This is a genomic window from Archangium sp. (genome assembly GCF_045802675.1).
GTDB lineage: Bacteria > Myxococcota > Myxococcia > Myxococcales > Myxococcaceae > Archangium.
Genome location: NZ_JBJMQO010000094.1, coordinates 50,809 through 65,018, shown reverse-complemented (window position 1 = coordinate 65,018; position 14,210 = coordinate 50,809). Strand labels below are relative to the sequence as shown.

The following is a 14,210-nucleotide window of genomic DNA, read 5'->3' as shown; positions in this document are numbered from 1 at the left end:
AGTACCTCGTCCGGCTCACCGGAGGCCTGGGCGGGGGCCGGCTCGTCAGCGGTACGCACGGGGGCGGTTTCGGGTTTCAACGAAGGGGGCGGCACGGGCTCGTCCGGGGGGAGAACTCTACCCGGGCGCCGGCTGTTCCGCCCCCTTCTCGTTACTGGCGCTTGAGGAGCGCCTGGGGGCTGGGCGCGGAGGAGGGCAGGCTGTCGGCCGCGGCCGTGAGGGCCTCGCGCACCTTCTCCTCGGCGGCCTTGAACTTCTCCTCGGCGGCCTTGAACTTCTCCTCGGCGGCCTTCTTCTGGGCGGCCACGGGGGCGAACCAGGGGATGTGCACCGGGGCGTTGAGCTCCACGCGCTCCTGCGGCGTGTACTTCAGGTACGCGTTCCTCACCGCCTCGGACGGGGTGCGCAAATCACTGACGAGGCCCACCCACGAGAACGCCTTGAGCGAGTAGTAGCTCAGGTCCACCTCCCACCAGAACCAGCCCTGGTTGGCGGTGTTCTGGTAGTAGTGGTGGTTGTTGTGCCAGCCCTCGCCCAGGGTGATGAGCGCCAGCAGCCAGTTGTTCTTGCTGGTGTCCGTCGTCTTGTAGCGGCGCTTGCCGAACACGTGGCTGAGCGAGTTGATGGTGAAGGTGCCGTGGTAGAGCAGGGTGGTGCTGACGAAGAAGCCCCACACCAGCATCGAGAAGCCGCCGATGAAGTAGAGCGCCACGGCCAGCAGCACCGGCGGCACGACGAAGAACCGGTTGAGCCACCTCAGCTCCGGGAAGCGCGCGAAGTCCTTGATGCTCTCGTAGCGCGTCTCGTTGTACTTGTCGCAGAGGATCCACCCGGCGTGGCTCCACCAGAAGCCCTTCTGCAGGGGCGAGTGGATGTCCTGCTCGAAGTCCGAGTAGCGGTGGTGGTGCCGGTGGTGCGCGGCCCACCAGAGCGGTCCCTTCTGGACGGCGAGGGTGCCCGCCAGGGCGAGGAAGAACTGGAAGCCGCGGCCCGCCTTGTAGGCGCGGTGGCTGAAGTAGCGGTGGAAGCCAGCGGTAATCCCCCACATGCGGAAGATGTACAGGCCCACGCACACCGCGACGTCGAGCGGACGCGCCCCCGTGTAGAACACGAAGAGGCACATCAGGTGCACGCCGAAGAAGGGGATGGACGACAGCCAGTTGATCTTCTCGTCCTGGACCGGCGCGGAGGTTGGAGCAGTCAAGGGGGCCTCGGCAGGAAGCTGACCGAGCGGGAAGGTGCTCAGTCTCGTCCCGCATCAACACCCCCTCATGTCATGGCCATGTCAGGCGGAGGCAGATTTCAGGAGCCCGGAGAGCCACTGCTCGAAGTCCGGAAGGCCGTGCAGGGGAGCGAGGTCCTCGTCGGAGGCCGCGTAGTCGGCGTCCTGGAAGCCCAGCTCGGTGGCGCGCCGCAGCAAGCGCATCGCGTCAGGGAGGTGACGCGCCCGGGCATGGGCGCACGCGGCGTCATAGGCCAGGCGGGCGACGGGTGCGTGGACGAGGCCCGCCTCGGCGATGGCCGCCGCCTCCGAGTACGCCCCGCGGATGAAGAGGGGCCGCTCGGCGCACAGGAAGGCCGCTTCCATGTCCACCCCGGGCAGCCGCAGCGCCTGCTGCACCCGCTCCGAGCGGATGAGCGAGCCGGCGTACTCGTGCAGCACGGTGCGGTTTCGCGACTCGTGCCAGGCCAGCTCCCACAGGGCGAGCGCGCGGGGCTCGTCGCCGATGAGGGAGAAGGCGGCCGCGAGGGCGTGGGTCTCCACGGGCCGGCGGTGCACCTGGGAGAAGTGGTCGAGCGCGGTGCGGCCCTGGCCCTCCTTGAGGGCCACCCAGCCGAGCAGGTGGTGGACGCGCGAGGCGAGCTCCGGGGTGCACGTCTCCTCCTCCAATAAGGAGAGGCCGCGCTGGCGGGCCTCGTCGAGCCGTCCGTCGGCCAGGGCGGCCTGGGCCTCCTGGAGCGCGAGCATCAGCGGCGCGGGGGGCACGCCCGAGCTCACCTTGAGCTCTCCGCGCGAGGTGGCCAGCAGCAGCCGCAGCGCGTGGAAGCCGTACATGCCGAAGAGGAGCGCGACGAGGAGCGCGTGGCGCAGCCCGTAGGCCACCAGCGCCATGCACAGCACGAGCGACAGCAACTGCGCGCCCATGAAGCCCCGGCGGCCGAAGGCGCGGGTGGACAGGGTGCTCAGGATGGTGCCCCCGTCCAGCGTCGGCACGGGGATGAGGTTGAAGAGGGCCCAGAAGGCATTGGCCGCGCTGCACCAGAGGAGGAGGAAGCGCCAGCGCTCGGCGTCCGGCGCCACCCCGTAGCGCCACAGCCCGAGCGTTACCCCGCTCAGCACCAGCCCGGCCAGGGGCCCCGCGGCGGTGATGAGCACCAGCCGGTGCCAGGGGATGGGGAAGGCGGTGTTGGGCCGGGTGCCGCCGCCCAGCCAGATGAGCTGGATGCTCGGCCGGTAGCCGAAGGCCCGGAGCATCAGCGCGTGGCCGGCCTCGTGGACGAGCGCCGACACGAAGATGATGAGCATCCACGAGGCGACGACGAGCAGCGCCGTGGTGGCGTATTCGGGGCCGCCGGGGTGCTGGAGCGGGCGGTAGGGCCAGACGTCCGGTTCCAGCGCCGGCATGTCCCGCACCATCAGGACGCCCATGAGGGCGGAGAAGAGCAGGTGCGAGAGGTGGACCTCGACGGGGATGGTCCCGAGCCGGAAGCGCAACATGGGGCCTGACCTTAACCAAAGGAGAGCGGCCGCGCAGGCTCTCGCCCGGGCCCTGGAACAATCCCGCTAATCCGCTAGGTTCCCCCGCCGCCATGCTCCGCATCGGTCCCTACACGCTGCCCAACCCCTTCATCCTCGCCCCCATGGCCGGGGTGAGCGAGAAGCCCTTCCGCGTCATCGCCTTCCAGATGGGGGCCGCTCTCTGCCCCACCGAGCTGGTGAGCTCGCAGGGCTTGATGCGCACCAACCAGCGCACCCTCAAGTACCTGCGCTACGACGCCGAGGTGGAGCGGCCCTACAGCCTGCAAATCTTCGGGGGCGAGCCGGAGTCCATGGCCCGCGCGGCCGTCATCGGCAAGCAGTACGGGGCGCAAATCATCGACATCAACATGGGCTGCCCGGTGAAGAAGGTGACGAAGAACGGCGCCGGCAGCGCCCTCTTGTGCGAGCCGGACCGGGGCGCGGCGCTCGTGCGCGAAATCCACGCGGCCACCGGCCTGCCCGTCACCTGTAAAATCCGCTCGGGCTGGGACGAGCAGCAGCGCAACTACCTCCAGGTGGCCGGCAAGCTCTTCGAGGCCGGGTGCGCCGCGCTCGCCATCCACCCGCGCACCCGCGCCCAGGGCTACTCGGGCCAGGCGGACTGGAGCGTCATCGCCGACCTCAAGCGCCACTTCCCGGACCGGGCCATCATCGGCAACGGGGACGTGAAGACGCCCGCCGACGCCCGCCGCATGCTGGACTCCACCGGCTGCGACTTCGTGATGATTGGCCGCGGCGCCCTGGGCAACCCGTGGATATTCCGCGAGCTGCTCGGCGGCCCCCCGCCCACGCCCGAGGAGCGCAGCGAGCTGGTGCTGCGCCACTTCGCCGCCCACCTCGGTTTCGTGGGCGAGGAGCTCCCCGCCGTGCGCTCCTTCCGCAAGCACCTGGCCTGGTACGGCCACGGGCTGCGCGGGGCCGCCGTCTTCCGCTCCGAGGTGAACCAGCTCGACTCGGCCGAGGCGGTGCGGGAGGCGGTGCGCCGCTTCTTCCTCTCCGCGCACGTCGACCCCCATGCCCCCGAGGAGGAGCAGGACGTCGACTACCGGGCGGCGCTGGGCTGAGCCAGGCGGAGCGGCTCGGCGCCGGGAGCGGGCGCGCGGTGGAGTACGGCCTCGGGCGGGAGGAGCTGTCGCGTGGTGGCCACCTCCCGGAAGTAGCGGCAGGCCGGGGTGGGGCGGCGCTCGAGCGTGTTGAAGTCCACGTGGTACAGGCCGAAGCGCGGCCCCCAGCCCTCGAGCCACTCGAAGTTGTCCAGCAGGCTCCAATAGAGGTAGCCGCGCACGTCCACCCCGTCGGCGCGCGCGGCGAGCAGCTCCTTCAGGTGGGCGTGGATGTAGTCGGGCCGGCGGAGCCCCGAGCGGTCGTCGATGCCATTCTCCGTCACCCACACCGGCAGCCCGTAGCGCTTGAGCTCGCGCAGCACCTGGCCGAAGCCCTCGGGCCACAGCTCCCAGCCGATGTCGGTGAGGCCCCGGCCGTTCACGTCCCGGAACTTGAAGTCGATGAAGGGGGGCTTGGGGATGAAGCGCAGGTGGGCGCGCGTGTAGTAGTTCATCCCGATGAAGTCGCAGGAGCCGCGCGCGCCGGGCACGTCCACCCGGGTGGAGCCGATGCCGGGCATGTTCACCCGCAGCCGGCCGGACACCAGGGCCTCGTGGAAGGCGTGGTTGTAGGCCTGGGCGCCCAGCCGCACGAGCGCTCGGTCCATCGGGTTCCACCAGCGGTCCGGCGCGAAGGCGAGCATGTTCTGGGAAATGCCCAGCTCCACCCGGCCGAGCACCGCCTGGAGCTCCTCGCGCGCGGCCACGTGGGCGCGCACCATGTTCTCCAGCGCCGCCATCGTCTTCGCGCCGTCGGCGATTCCGGGGGGCATGAGGCCCTGCAGGTAGCCGCCCAGCAGCAGCACCATGGGCTCGTTGAGCGAGATGACGAGTGCATCCAACCCCTCGAGAACAGGGGCACACGCGCGCGCGTAGGCGCGGAAGGCGTCGACGCTCCGGGGCAGGTGCCAGGGCGTCTCGCGGTGGAACCAGGAGGGGTGGGTGAAGTGGTGGAGCGTCACCACCGGGCGCAGGCCGCGCGCCTTCATCCGCAGCAGCCGCTCGCGGTAGGCCTCGAGCACCGCGCCGTCCACCCGCCCGCGCTCCGGTTCAATCCGGGCCCACTCCAGCGACATGCGGAAGGCGGTGGCTCCCACGTCGCGCGCCAGGCCGTAGTCCTCCTCGTAGCGGTTCCAGTGGTCCACGCCGCGGCCGCAGCGCATGTGCGGGTCCTTCAGCTTCCCGGCGCGCTCCCACTCGGCCCAGTCGTTCTCGAGGCCGCCCTCCACCTGGTACGCGGAGGTGGCGACGCCGAAGGTGAAGTCAGAGGGGAAGGTCATGTCGTGAGCACTCATGGCGGGTGGAGCACCGTAGATGCGTCGTGTGCGCGCTCAAAGCACGGGGTGCGCGGTGCCGAGTGCGCGCGAGGCGACAGTCGCGCGCGTGCTTCCCGCGTGCTCCGGAAGTCCGAAACGCCGCCGAGGCCGGAAAATCGGCCTCCGCGCGGACGCGATTCGCGGTGTGTTCGTGGTGGGGAAGGTGCGTTTCGGGGCTTCGCGGGGGAGCGCGAACGCGCGCGATGCCGAAAAATCGGCGCGCCACGCGTTGCACTACATCACCATGCGTTGACACACTGGCAAGGCATCTCTACCATTCATGACAAGCACTCCCCATGCGAGTGCAGGCCCCACTCCTCGTGAGTGGCGGTGAACCAACGGAGGCTTTAGATGGCCGCGAAGAAGAAGACCGCGAAGAAGGCCGCGACGAAGAAGACCGCCGCGAAGAAGACCACCCGCAAGACCGCTGCTCCCCGGACCGCGAAGAAGGCCACGGCCAAGAAGGCCGCTGGCAAGAAGACCGCCGCCCGGAAGACGACCCGCCGCAAGAGCACGGCGAAGTCCTCCGCCGAGGCCGCTCCTTCCGAGGGCTAGACGTAAGGTAGTCACTTCGCACAGTTTGAACGGCTCGGCGGGTTTCCCGCCGGGCCGTTCTCGTTTCCGGAGCCAGGAGGACTCGGGTGTCACTGCGTGCCTCGGAGTTGGAGTGTGTGGTGGCGGAGGTGTCCACGCGGCTGGGCGGCGCGGTGGTGCAGAAGGCGTGGTGTCCGCTGCCGCGCCTGGCCTACCTGGAGCTGCGGGTGCCCGGGCGCTCCGTCCTCCTGTGCCTGTGCGCCGAGGGCGAGCTCGCCCGCGTGTCGGTGGCGGCTGATCGCTTCCCCACGCCGGGAGAGCCGGCCCCCTTCCAGCGCTGGCTGCGGCAGGAGCTGGTGGGCCTCAAGCTGATCGCCGCCTCGTGGGCGGAGGCCGAGCGCGTGGTGACGCTCGATTTCCAGAGCGAGGAGAGCCGGCGGCGGCTGGTGCTGGAGCTGGGCTCGCCGGGCGGGCTGGTGCTGCTGACGGACTCGGGGCGGGTGCTGATGCTCTCGGGCGAGGGCCTGGCGCAGCGTCGCGCGCTGCACCCGGGAGCGCAGTGGACGCCGCCGGAGCCGCTGTCCCCCGAGGCGCTCGCCCGCGCGAAGGCCGCTCCGTCGCGCTTCACCACCGACCCGGTGTACCCGCTGGACTTCGCGCCCTACGCCGAGGAGGCGGAGCGGCTGCTGGGGCCCAAGGACAAGGCGAGCCGTGCCGAGGCCATCCGCCGCCGGCTGTCGCTGCCGTACCGGGCCCGGCTCAAGCGCTCGGGGCGCACGCTGGAGAAGGTACGCACGGAGGCGTCTCGAGGCCCGGACGCCGAGAAGCACCGGCAGTTGGGCGAGCTGCTCACCCAGAACATGTACCGGCTCAAGCGCGGGGCCACCGAGGTGACGCTCACCGCGTACACCGAGTCGGGGATGGAGGAGGTGCAGGTGAAGTTGGACCCGAAGCGGACGCCGAAGGAGGAGGCGGACTGGCACTTCCACCAGTACCGGCGGCTGATGAGGGGGGTGGAGCACGCGCGGCAGCGCGAGGCGGAGCTGGCGCGCGAGGTGGCGCACGCGGAGGAGGCGCTGAAGCAGCTCGAGTCGCTGGACGAGGACTCGCTGCTGGCGCAGGCGGAGGTGCTGCAGCAGGGCGCCGCGGAGGAGGGACCGCCCGAGGCCCGGCCCTTCAAGGAGTACGTGGGGTCCGGGGGCCAGCGCATCTGGGTGGGCAAGGGCGGCGAGGACAACGACACGCTCACCTTCAAGGTGGCGCGCCCCTACCACCTGTGGCTGCACGCGAGGGGGCTGCCGGGCAGCCATGTGGTGGTGCCCCTGGCCAAGGGCGTGGAGGTGTCGCAGGAGGTGCTATTGGATGCGGCGCACCTGGCGCTGCACCACTCGGGGGCCAAGGGCGAGCCGCGCGGCGAGGTGAGCTGGGTGCCGGTGCAGTTCGTGAAGAAGGTGAAGGGTGGGGCGCACGGCCAGGTGCAGTACACCCGGGAGAAGACGCTGGTGGTGCGCATGGAGCCGGAGCGGTTGGAGCGGTTGCAGAAGACGCGCGGAGGCGGGGGCGACACGCCTCCGCTTCCATGAGCGTGAAGCCGGCGATGAGCCCTCCCATGGGCCCCGTCTGCGCCCGCTGTCCGGTGGTGCTGGGCGCCTCGTGCTGCGAGGTGAAGGAGGACGAGCGGCTCGCCACCCTCACGCGCTCGGACGTGGAGCGCATCGCCGAGCACACGGGCCTCTCGCCGAGGCGCTTCGTCGTCGAGGAGTACCTCACCGAGGAGGAGACGGCGGGGTACGAGGCGCGCCGGCCTCTGTATCGCGGCTACTTCCGCCGGGCGCCGGTGCGGTTGACGCTGGCCATTCGCGCGGGCGCTTGCGTCTTCCACGAGAAGGGCCGCGGGTGTGGCCTGCCCGGAGACGTGCGCCCGGTGGCCTGCCGGCTCTATCCCTTCGAGCGCTGGCCCGACGGGAGCTGGAGCGTGCAGATGGGGCGCTACGGTGACCTGGACGAGGCCCGAGCGGGCGGCGATGCCTGCCTCGCGGTGGAGGAGTCCACCAGCATGGACGAGGTGCTGGCGGCCTTTCGCACGACACGAGAGACAATAGAGTCGCTCGGTGAGCAGCTGGCGGAGGAAGCGCGCGCACACGGGCGGGGTTGACGGGCAGACGGTGGGCAGGCGGGCGAGTGCCGCCGGCCTTGAGTCCCGGAGGCCGCTGGGTACGATGCCCCCCGCGTGTCGTCGCTCCCGCCCCACCAGATGCACTTGTTCCCGCGTCCTCCCCTTCGTGAGGGCGCCGCGGCCCTGCCCGCGCGCAACCGCGCGGCGGAGTCCTCCCACCGTCTGGCCACCGCCCTCCGCGAGGAAGAGCTGGTGCCGCTCGCGGAGAACTTCCACGAGGAGGCCTCGAGGGCCTCGCAGTCCCACCCGTCGGAGGCCACCCGGGAGGAGCTGTGGGCCCGGGCCGAGGCCCTCGCCTTCCGGCTCTCGGCGGAGCTGCGGCTGCCGGTGCGGCTGGCGGTGACGGACAACCGCTCCACCATGGTGTCCTTCCGGCGCAGCGCCAACGCGTTGCAGTTGCGGCTGCACCATATGTTCCTCGACGCGCCGGAGCCGGTGGTGCGCGCGGTGGCCGACTACGCGGGCCGGGGCAACCGCCTGGCTGGCGGGCTGTTGGACGACTACATCCGGGGCCAGCAGCCGCGCATCCGCCAGGAGCGCCACGCCGCTGAGGCGGACCTCGAGCCGCGCGGCCGCTACTTCGACCTCCAGGCGATGTTCGATGCGCTCAACCGCACCTACTTCCAGGAGGGCATCCAGGCGCGCATTGGCTGGGGCCGCATGCCTCCCCGGCGGCGGCGCAAGTCCATCCGTCTGGGGGTCTACGACCATCAGACGCGCGAAATCCGCATCCACCCCGCGTTGGATAGGGCGGAAGTGCCCTCGTACTTCGTGGAGTTCATCGTCTTCCACGAGATGCTCCACCAGCTCTTCCCCAGCTCGAATGGGACGGGCCGCCGGGTGCACCACCCGCGGGCGTTCCGCGACCGGGAGAAGGCCTTCCCCCTCTACGCTGCCGCACTGCGTTGGGAGCGGGAGAACCTGAACCTGCTGTTGCGGGGTTGAGCCCGCGAGCCCCTGCTCGCTGCTTTACCAATTTACCAATCGAAGGCCGTGTGCGGACGCTGCTTGACCCTGCGCATGGCCCGACCCAATCCTGTTTTGCCCATATGCGACGCGCGAAGATTGTCTGCACCCTTGGACCGGCCAGCCAGAGCCAGGAAATGCTGGAGGCCTTGATCGAAGCCGGAATGGACGTGGCCCGGCTCAACTTCTCTCACGGCAGCCACGAGCAACATGCCGAGAACATCGCCAAGCTCCGAGCGGCCTCACTCAAGGTCCGCAAGGCGGTTGGTATCCTGGGAGATCTCCAGGGTCCCAAGATCCGCACCGGCCGCTTCATCACCGGCAGCACGGAGCTCAAGCCCGGTGGAGAGTTCCGCATCACCACGGACGAGAGCGTGAAGGGCACGGATGAGATCGTGTCCACCACGTACCCGCTCCTGGCGGCGGACGTGAACCCGGGAGACCGCATCCTCCTGGACGACGGCCTCTTGGAGCTGAAGGTCATCGAGACCGACAAGAAGCAGCTCATCCGCACCGAGGTCATCCACGGCGGCACGCTGAAGAACAACAAGGGCATCAACCTGCCGGGAGTGGCGGTGCGCGCGGATGCGCTCACGCCCAAGGACCGGGAGGACCTGGTGTTCGGCATCAAGGCGGGCGTGGACTTCATCGCCCTGTCCTTCGTGCGCCAGCCGTCGGACCTGGACATGGCGCGTGCGGCCATGGCGGAGGTGGGCCGCACGGTGCCCATCATCGCCAAGCTGGAGAAGCCCGAGGCGATCGCCCGCCTGGACGCCATCCTGGACAAGACGGACGGCGTGATGGTGGCGCGAGGAGACCTCGGCGTGGAGATTCCGCCCGAGGAGGTGCCCTCGGTGCAGAAGGACATTGTCCGCCGGTGCAACATGCGGGGCCTGCCGGTCATCGTGGCCACGCAGATGCTCAACTCGATGATTGATAACCCGCGGCCCACGCGCGCCGAGGCCAGCGACGTGGCCAACGCCGTCTTTGACGGCGCGGACGCGGTGATGCTCTCGGGCGAGACGGCCAGCGGCAAGTTCCCCATCGAGTCGGTGCAGATGATGGAGCGCATCGTGCTGGCGGCCGAGTCGACCATCCGGGCGCAGGGGCTGACGATGCCCACGGAGTCGCCGGTGGGGCTGCCCTCGCACTTCCCGGACGTCATCGCGGCGAGCGCGTGCTACGCGGCGAAGCAGGCGGGGGCGTCGCTCATCGCGGCCTTCACGCTCTCGGGTGTGACGGCGCGGCTGCTGGCGCACTACCGGCCGCCGGTGCCCATCGTGGCCTTCAGCCCCAACCAGGAAGTGCGCCGCCGGCTGGCGCTCTTGTGGGGCGTGGTGCCGCGCGTGCTCGAGCCCATCCAGGACACCGAGGCGATGGTGCGCCGGGTGGAAGAGGAGCTCGTGACGCGGGGTCTGGCGCGCAAGGGAGACCGCGTGGTCATCGTCTACGGCGCGCCCGTGGGTCAGCCCGGGAAGATCAACAGCCTGCGGCTGCACATCATCGGCAGCTGAGCCCACCTTCCCTCTCTCTTCGGGAGAGGGCCGGGGTGAGGGTACGCGGCTCCCAGGTTGGAGCCGCGTGTCCCCCCCGCGCGTTACCCGCGGAAGTCCGTCAGGGCCCGCTTGGGAATCTCCGCCTCGACGAAGATGTGGAACAGCTGGATGTCCAGCTGGCCGCTCTGCGCCTCGCGCTTGAGGATGTCGAGCGCCAGCTGGTGCGGCACGGCCTTCTTGTAGGGCCGGTCGCTGGCGGTGAGCGCGTCGTAGATGTCCGCGATGGACATCATCCGGGACTGGGTGGGGATGCCCCCGTCCGGAACGGCGCGCGGGTAGCCGGTGCCGTCGAGCTTCTCGTGGTGCGCGTAGGCGATTTCAGGCACGCGCCGCAGGGTGCGCGTCCACGGAATCTGCGACAGGAAGCGGTACGTGTGCTCCACGTGGCTCTCGATCTCCCGGCGCTCCTCCACGGAGAGGGTGCCCTTGGCGATGGAGAGCGATTTGATTTCCCGCTCGAGCAGCAGGGACTGCTCCTGTCCGAAGGCGTCCTCGAAGCGCAGGGCGCGCAGCTCGTGCAGCCGCTCGAAGTTGCCCTGGGCGAGCACCGTGGGCCGGTTGCAGGTGAGGAGGAACTCGAGCACCTCGTCCAACCGCTTGAGCTCCTGGGCGAGCCGCTCGTCCTCCTCGGCGTCGATCTCCGCCAGGTGGTGGGTGCCGCGCAGCTTCGCGGCGGCGAGCCGGCGGCGGTAGCTCTGCAACTGGAGATCCTTGCGGGCCAGCTGGAAGCGGGCGCGCAGCACCTCGAGCTCATGGGGGTAGAGCTTCTCGGCCTTGACGAGCACCGGCTCGCGCACGCCCACCTTGCCGAAGTCGTGCAGCAGCGAGGCGTAGCGCAGTTCCTGCAGCTCGGTGAGGCTGAAGCGCGTGTGGGCGTAGGGCCCGGTGTGCACGTGCTCGAGCGCGCGGGCCATGGCCACGGTGAGGTCCGCCACCCGGCCCGAATGTCCGGCGGTGGTGGGGTCTCTGGATTCGATGGCCACCACCGAGGCGGAGACGAAGCCCTCGAAGAGGCGGTTGATGTCCTCGTGCAGCAGCGCGTTCTCGATGGCGCCGGCGGCCTGGGCGCCCAGGGCGAGCAACAGCTCCTCGTCCTCGGAGTCGAAGGGCTGCCCACTCAGCTTGTTGAGGGCCTGGATGACGCCGGTGACCTCGCCGTTGGCGTCGCGCATGGGCACGCAGAGCACGCTCTGGGTGCGGTAGCCGCTGAGGTTGTCGAAGGTGCGGTTGAAGCGCTCGTCGGCGTAGGCGTCCGGGAGGTTGATGACCTCGCCCGTCTGGGCCACCTGGCCGGCGATGCCGCTGCCCACGGGCAGACGGATTTCGCTCTTGGAGCCCTGGGCCACCTTGCTCCACAGCTCATTGCGCTCGCGGTCGAGCACGAAGAGCGAGCACCGGTCCGCCTCCACCACCTTGCTGGCCTCGTAGAGGATGAGGGGCAGCAGCAGGTCCAGATCGCGCTCGGCGCTCATGGCCTTGGTGACGTCCAGGATGGACGTGAGCTTCTTGAGGCGCCGGGTGAGATCGGATGGGTCGGGCGGCTGGGTCTGTGGAAGCACCGGGAATGGCTCCAAAGGAGGACGGCGCACGGCCTGGGAGGAATCTTCTTAGCACGGGAAAAGCGCGGCCCGCCCCTCCGGGAGGTTCGCCCCCTGGCCGCCTGCCCCGAACCACAGGACATTTCAGGTCGCCCGCCCCCCCACCGAGCGGGTACCACCCGGGGGCGGAAGTGGCTATGTAGCGCCCATGAACCGCCGCGTGCTCGTGTCCCCCTCGCTCCTGTCCTCTGATTTCGGCCGTCTGGCCGAGGAAGTCCGGGCGGTGGAGGCCGCCGGGGCGGATTGGATCCACGTGGACGTGATGGACGGGCGCTTCGTGCCCAACATCACGATGGGGCCGGTGGTGGTGCAGGCCATCAAGAAGGCCGCCACCCGGCCCCTGGACGTCCACCTCATGATTGTCGAGCCCGAGAAGTACGTGGAGGCCTTCGTGAAGGCGGGGGCGGACATCCTCACGGTGCACGTGGAGGCGTGCACGCACCTGCACCGGGTGATTCAGCAGATCCGCCACGCGGGGGCGAAGCCGGCGGTGGTGCTCAACCCGGCCACGCCCCTCTCGTCGGTGGAGGAGGTGCTGGGGGACGTGGACATGGTGCTGCTGATGAGCGTGAACCCCGGCTTCGGGGGACAGGGCTTCATCCCCCAGACGGTGGACAAGGTGCGCCGGCTGCGCGCCATGCTCGACGCGCGCGGGCTGTCCACGGACCTCGAGGTGGACGGCGGCATCAACGCCGAGACGGCGCGGCAGGTGGTGGGCGCCGGGGCGAACGTGCTGGTGGCGGGCTCGTACGTGTTCAGCTCGAAGGACTACGCCGCCGCCATCCGCTCGCTGCGCCCCTGAGGGAGCGCGTCAAACCGCGGGGGGCGCCGGCACGCCCGCCATGCGCGCCACCCGCGTCATGAAGGTGTGGTCGAAGGGCTTCACCTCGTAGGCCTCGGCGCCGAGCTCGAAGCACACGTGGCGGGTGTACTGGTCCTCCACGCCACTGAGGATGATGACCTTGCACGCGCGCGTCTCGGGGTCCTGCTTGAGCCGCGCGAGCAAGTCCCTCCCGTCCAGGCGCTGGTGGATGTCGAGGATGATGACGGCGGGCCGGTGCTTGCGGGCCAGGTCGAGCACGTGCTGGGACGTGGTATCCGCCACCGAGGAGAGCCCCGAACGGCGGGCTTCCCGGGCGAGGGCGGAGACGACGAGCGGCTCGTCATCGGAGATGAGGACGACCGGAGAGAGCATGGGACCCCGCGGTGGCTGAGCTGTACGGCACGGAGCCAAGCAAGCAGTGTTCCTGAGGGTTGCCCCCCGCAAATTGGAGGGGTTACGAGCGCGGGGGCCGGGTCAACGGAGCCCCCCGGGTCCTGGGGAACCCCGGGAAGAGGGGAGGAATGAAAAGCTGATCCACGGGCGTTGACTAGGCCGGGCGGGTCGGGTACATCCCCGCCCACTTCGACGGCCCGAGAGCAGTTCCGGCGAAGGACATAGCGGTATCGGGGAGTGGCTCAGCCTGGTAGAGCACTTGGTTCGGGACCAAGGGGTCGCAGGTTCAAATCCTGTCTCCCCGACCATCAGAAGGGCGCGGAATCCTTGGAGAAATCCTCGGGTCCGCGCCCTTCGTCTTTCCGGGACCCAGAGGCCAGCGGCAAACCAGCGGCAAGCGACGGGGGTTCACCTCCGGCGGCTCCTGGGATGACTCGGCTGGGGCTGGCTCGGGCGCTGCGAAGTCGAGCCGGTCGAGGCCTTTGCGCATGTCCTCCACGTCGAGGTGGCCGTACACCTCCGTGGTGATGGCCGGGTCCGAGTGGCGGAGGATGCGCTGCACGGTGGCCAGCGGGACGCCTGCCTTGAGCAGCAGGGTGGCCGTGGTGTGCCGCAGGTCGTGGAAGCGCAGTGGGCGAGGGAGCGCCCGTGGTCACGGCTTCATGCCGCAGCGAGGGCCTTTGGCCGGTGCTCCTCCCGCTGACGCTGCTGGGGGCGCTGGCCCTGGGAGGGCTGCTCCGGTGGAACTCCCTGCTGCGCCGCTCCCAGCGAGGCGATGCGGCGCTGGCCATGGCCTCCGAGGGGGCCCGGCAGTTGCTGAGTCCCAGCGCCCTCGCACTCGCCGTGGGCCTCTTCGGCGCCACCGCGCTGGCCAGCTCCGATTTCGCGGACGTGTACGAGTCCTTGCACCGGGACCGTCAGAGCCAGCAGGGCAGCTCCTGCGGCGGGGGCGGCTGCGGCGGCTGCGGAGGGGAGTGAGCGGGG

At 70.1% G+C, this 14,210-nt stretch carries 14 protein-coding genes and 1 tRNA gene; 9 read left to right on the top strand and 6 right to left on the bottom strand.

Features of this window, described 5'->3' with window-relative positions; translation table 11 throughout:
- Positions 1-151 precede the first annotated feature (151 nt).
- The gene (locus ACJ8AN_RS27630) at positions 152-1,204 is read right to left on the bottom strand and encodes an acyl-CoA desaturase (protein WP_407758480.1); all 1,053 of its coding nucleotides are present in this window, start codon (positions 1,202-1,204) and stop codon (positions 152-154) included.
- A gap of 81 nt (positions 1,205-1,285) precedes the next feature.
- Positions 1,286-2,719, bottom strand: coding sequence for a metalloprotease (locus ACJ8AN_RS27625; RefSeq protein WP_407758479.1), 1,434 nt, complete (start codon positions 2,717-2,719; stop codon positions 1,286-1,288).
- A 92-nt stretch (positions 2,720-2,811) separates the two neighbouring features.
- Here ACJ8AN_RS27625 and dusB point away from each other — a divergent pair, with 92 nt between their 5' ends.
- Positions 2,812-3,825 (top strand): tRNA dihydrouridine synthase DusB, encoded by a 1,014-nt coding sequence (dusB, locus tag ACJ8AN_RS27620; protein WP_407758478.1) that lies wholly within the window; start codon positions 2,812-2,814, stop codon positions 3,823-3,825.
- Here the strand turns inward: dusB and ACJ8AN_RS27615 are convergent.
- Positions 3,804-5,159 carry a glycoside hydrolase family 1 protein gene (locus ACJ8AN_RS27615; RefSeq protein ID WP_407758477.1) on the bottom strand — a complete coding sequence of 452 codons (1,356 nt, stop codon included), beginning with the start codon at positions 5,157-5,159 and terminating at the stop codon, positions 3,804-3,806. The two genes, dusB and ACJ8AN_RS27615, sit on opposite strands and share 22 nt — an antisense overlap.
- A 372-nt stretch (positions 5,160-5,531) precedes the next feature.
- Here ACJ8AN_RS27615 and ACJ8AN_RS27610 point away from each other — a divergent pair, with 372 nt between their 5' ends.
- From ACJ8AN_RS27610 to pyk, 5 genes are all read left to right on the top strand, one after another.
- Positions 5,532-5,735 carry a hypothetical protein gene (locus tag ACJ8AN_RS27610; RefSeq protein ID WP_407758476.1) on the top strand — a complete coding sequence of 68 codons (204 nt, stop codon included), beginning with the start codon at positions 5,532-5,534 and terminating at the stop codon, positions 5,733-5,735.
- 86 nt (positions 5,736-5,821) lie between these two features.
- Positions 5,822-7,297, top strand: a complete 1,476-nt coding sequence (locus ACJ8AN_RS27605; RefSeq protein WP_407758475.1) for an NFACT RNA binding domain-containing protein — start codon at positions 5,822-5,824, stop codon at positions 7,295-7,297.
- 14 nt (positions 7,298-7,311) lie between these two features.
- Positions 7,312-7,869, top strand: coding sequence for a YkgJ family cysteine cluster protein (locus ACJ8AN_RS27600; protein ID WP_407758474.1), 558 nt, complete (start codon positions 7,312-7,314; stop codon positions 7,867-7,869).
- A 75-nt stretch (positions 7,870-7,944) separates the two neighbouring features.
- Positions 7,945-8,835: a hypothetical protein gene (locus ACJ8AN_RS27595; RefSeq protein ID WP_407758473.1), complete on the top strand. Its 891-nt coding sequence runs from the start codon at positions 7,945-7,947 to the stop codon at positions 8,833-8,835.
- A gap of 104 nt (positions 8,836-8,939) precedes the next feature.
- Positions 8,940-10,370: a pyruvate kinase gene (pyk, locus tag ACJ8AN_RS27590; RefSeq protein ID WP_407758472.1), complete on the top strand. Its 1,431-nt coding sequence runs from the start codon at positions 8,940-8,942 to the stop codon at positions 10,368-10,370.
- An 83-nt stretch (positions 10,371-10,453) separates the two neighbouring features.
- Here pyk and ACJ8AN_RS27585 read toward each other — a convergent pair whose 3' ends face one another.
- On the bottom strand, positions 10,454-11,971 hold the full coding sequence (locus ACJ8AN_RS27585) for an HD domain-containing phosphohydrolase (RefSeq protein WP_407758471.1): 1,518 nt from the start codon (positions 11,969-11,971) through the stop codon (positions 10,454-10,456).
- A 187-nt stretch (positions 11,972-12,158) separates the two neighbouring features.
- Here ACJ8AN_RS27585 and rpe point away from each other — a divergent pair, with 187 nt between their 5' ends.
- The gene (gene rpe / locus ACJ8AN_RS27580) at positions 12,159-12,812 is read left to right on the top strand and encodes a ribulose-phosphate 3-epimerase (protein ID WP_407758470.1); all 654 of its coding nucleotides are present in this window, start codon (positions 12,159-12,161) and stop codon (positions 12,810-12,812) included.
- A gap of 9 nt (positions 12,813-12,821) precedes the next feature.
- Here rpe and ACJ8AN_RS27575 read toward each other — a convergent pair whose 3' ends face one another.
- On the bottom strand, positions 12,822-13,205 hold the full coding sequence (locus tag ACJ8AN_RS27575) for a two-component system response regulator (protein WP_407758469.1): 384 nt from the start codon (positions 13,203-13,205) through the stop codon (positions 12,822-12,824).
- Positions 13,206-13,457: 252 nt separating this feature from the next.
- Between ACJ8AN_RS27575 and ACJ8AN_RS27570 the strand changes: the two genes are divergently transcribed.
- A tRNA-Pro gene (locus ACJ8AN_RS27570) sits at positions 13,458-13,534 on the top strand.
- Here ACJ8AN_RS27570 and ACJ8AN_RS27565 read toward each other — a convergent pair.
- Positions 13,513-13,857 carry a tyrosine-type recombinase/integrase gene (locus ACJ8AN_RS27565; RefSeq protein WP_407758502.1) on the bottom strand — a complete coding sequence of 115 codons (345 nt, stop codon included), beginning with the start codon at positions 13,855-13,857 and terminating at the stop codon, positions 13,513-13,515. The genes ACJ8AN_RS27570 and ACJ8AN_RS27565 overlap by 22 nt on opposite strands.
- 56 nt (positions 13,858-13,913) lie before the next feature.
- Here ACJ8AN_RS27565 and ACJ8AN_RS27560 point away from each other — a divergent pair, with 56 nt between their 5' ends.
- Positions 13,914-14,204, top strand: coding sequence for a hypothetical protein (locus ACJ8AN_RS27560; RefSeq protein WP_407758468.1), 291 nt, complete (start codon positions 13,914-13,916; stop codon positions 14,202-14,204).
- The last annotated feature ends 6 nt before the right edge of the window (positions 14,205-14,210 follow it).

What these genes read in the sequence shown, in the direction of transcription:
- ACJ8AN_RS27625 (WP_407758479.1), bottom strand. Translation starts at nt 2,719, where the DNA reads ATGTTGCGCTTCCGGCTCGGGACCATCCCCGTCGAGGTCCACCTCTCG.
- dusB (WP_407758478.1), top strand. Translation starts at nt 2,812, where the DNA reads ATGCTCCGCATCGGTCCCTACACGCTGCCCAACCCCTTCATCCTCGCC.
- ACJ8AN_RS27615 (WP_407758477.1), bottom strand. Translation starts at nt 5,159, where the DNA reads ATGAGTGCTCACGACATGACCTTCCCCTCTGACTTCACCTTCGGCGTC.
- ACJ8AN_RS27610 (WP_407758476.1), top strand. Translation starts at nt 5,532, where the DNA reads ATGGCCGCGAAGAAGAAGACCGCGAAGAAGGCCGCGACGAAGAAGACC.
- ACJ8AN_RS27600 (WP_407758474.1), top strand. Translation starts at nt 7,312, where the DNA reads ATGAGCCCTCCCATGGGCCCCGTCTGCGCCCGCTGTCCGGTGGTGCTG.
- pyk (WP_407758472.1), top strand. Translation starts at nt 8,940, where the DNA reads ATGCGACGCGCGAAGATTGTCTGCACCCTTGGACCGGCCAGCCAGAGC.
- rpe (WP_407758470.1), top strand. Translation starts at nt 12,159, where the DNA reads ATGAACCGCCGCGTGCTCGTGTCCCCCTCGCTCCTGTCCTCTGATTTC.
- ACJ8AN_RS27575 (WP_407758469.1), bottom strand. Translation starts at nt 13,205, where the DNA reads ATGCTCTCTCCGGTCGTCCTCATCTCCGATGACGAGCCGCTCGTCGTC.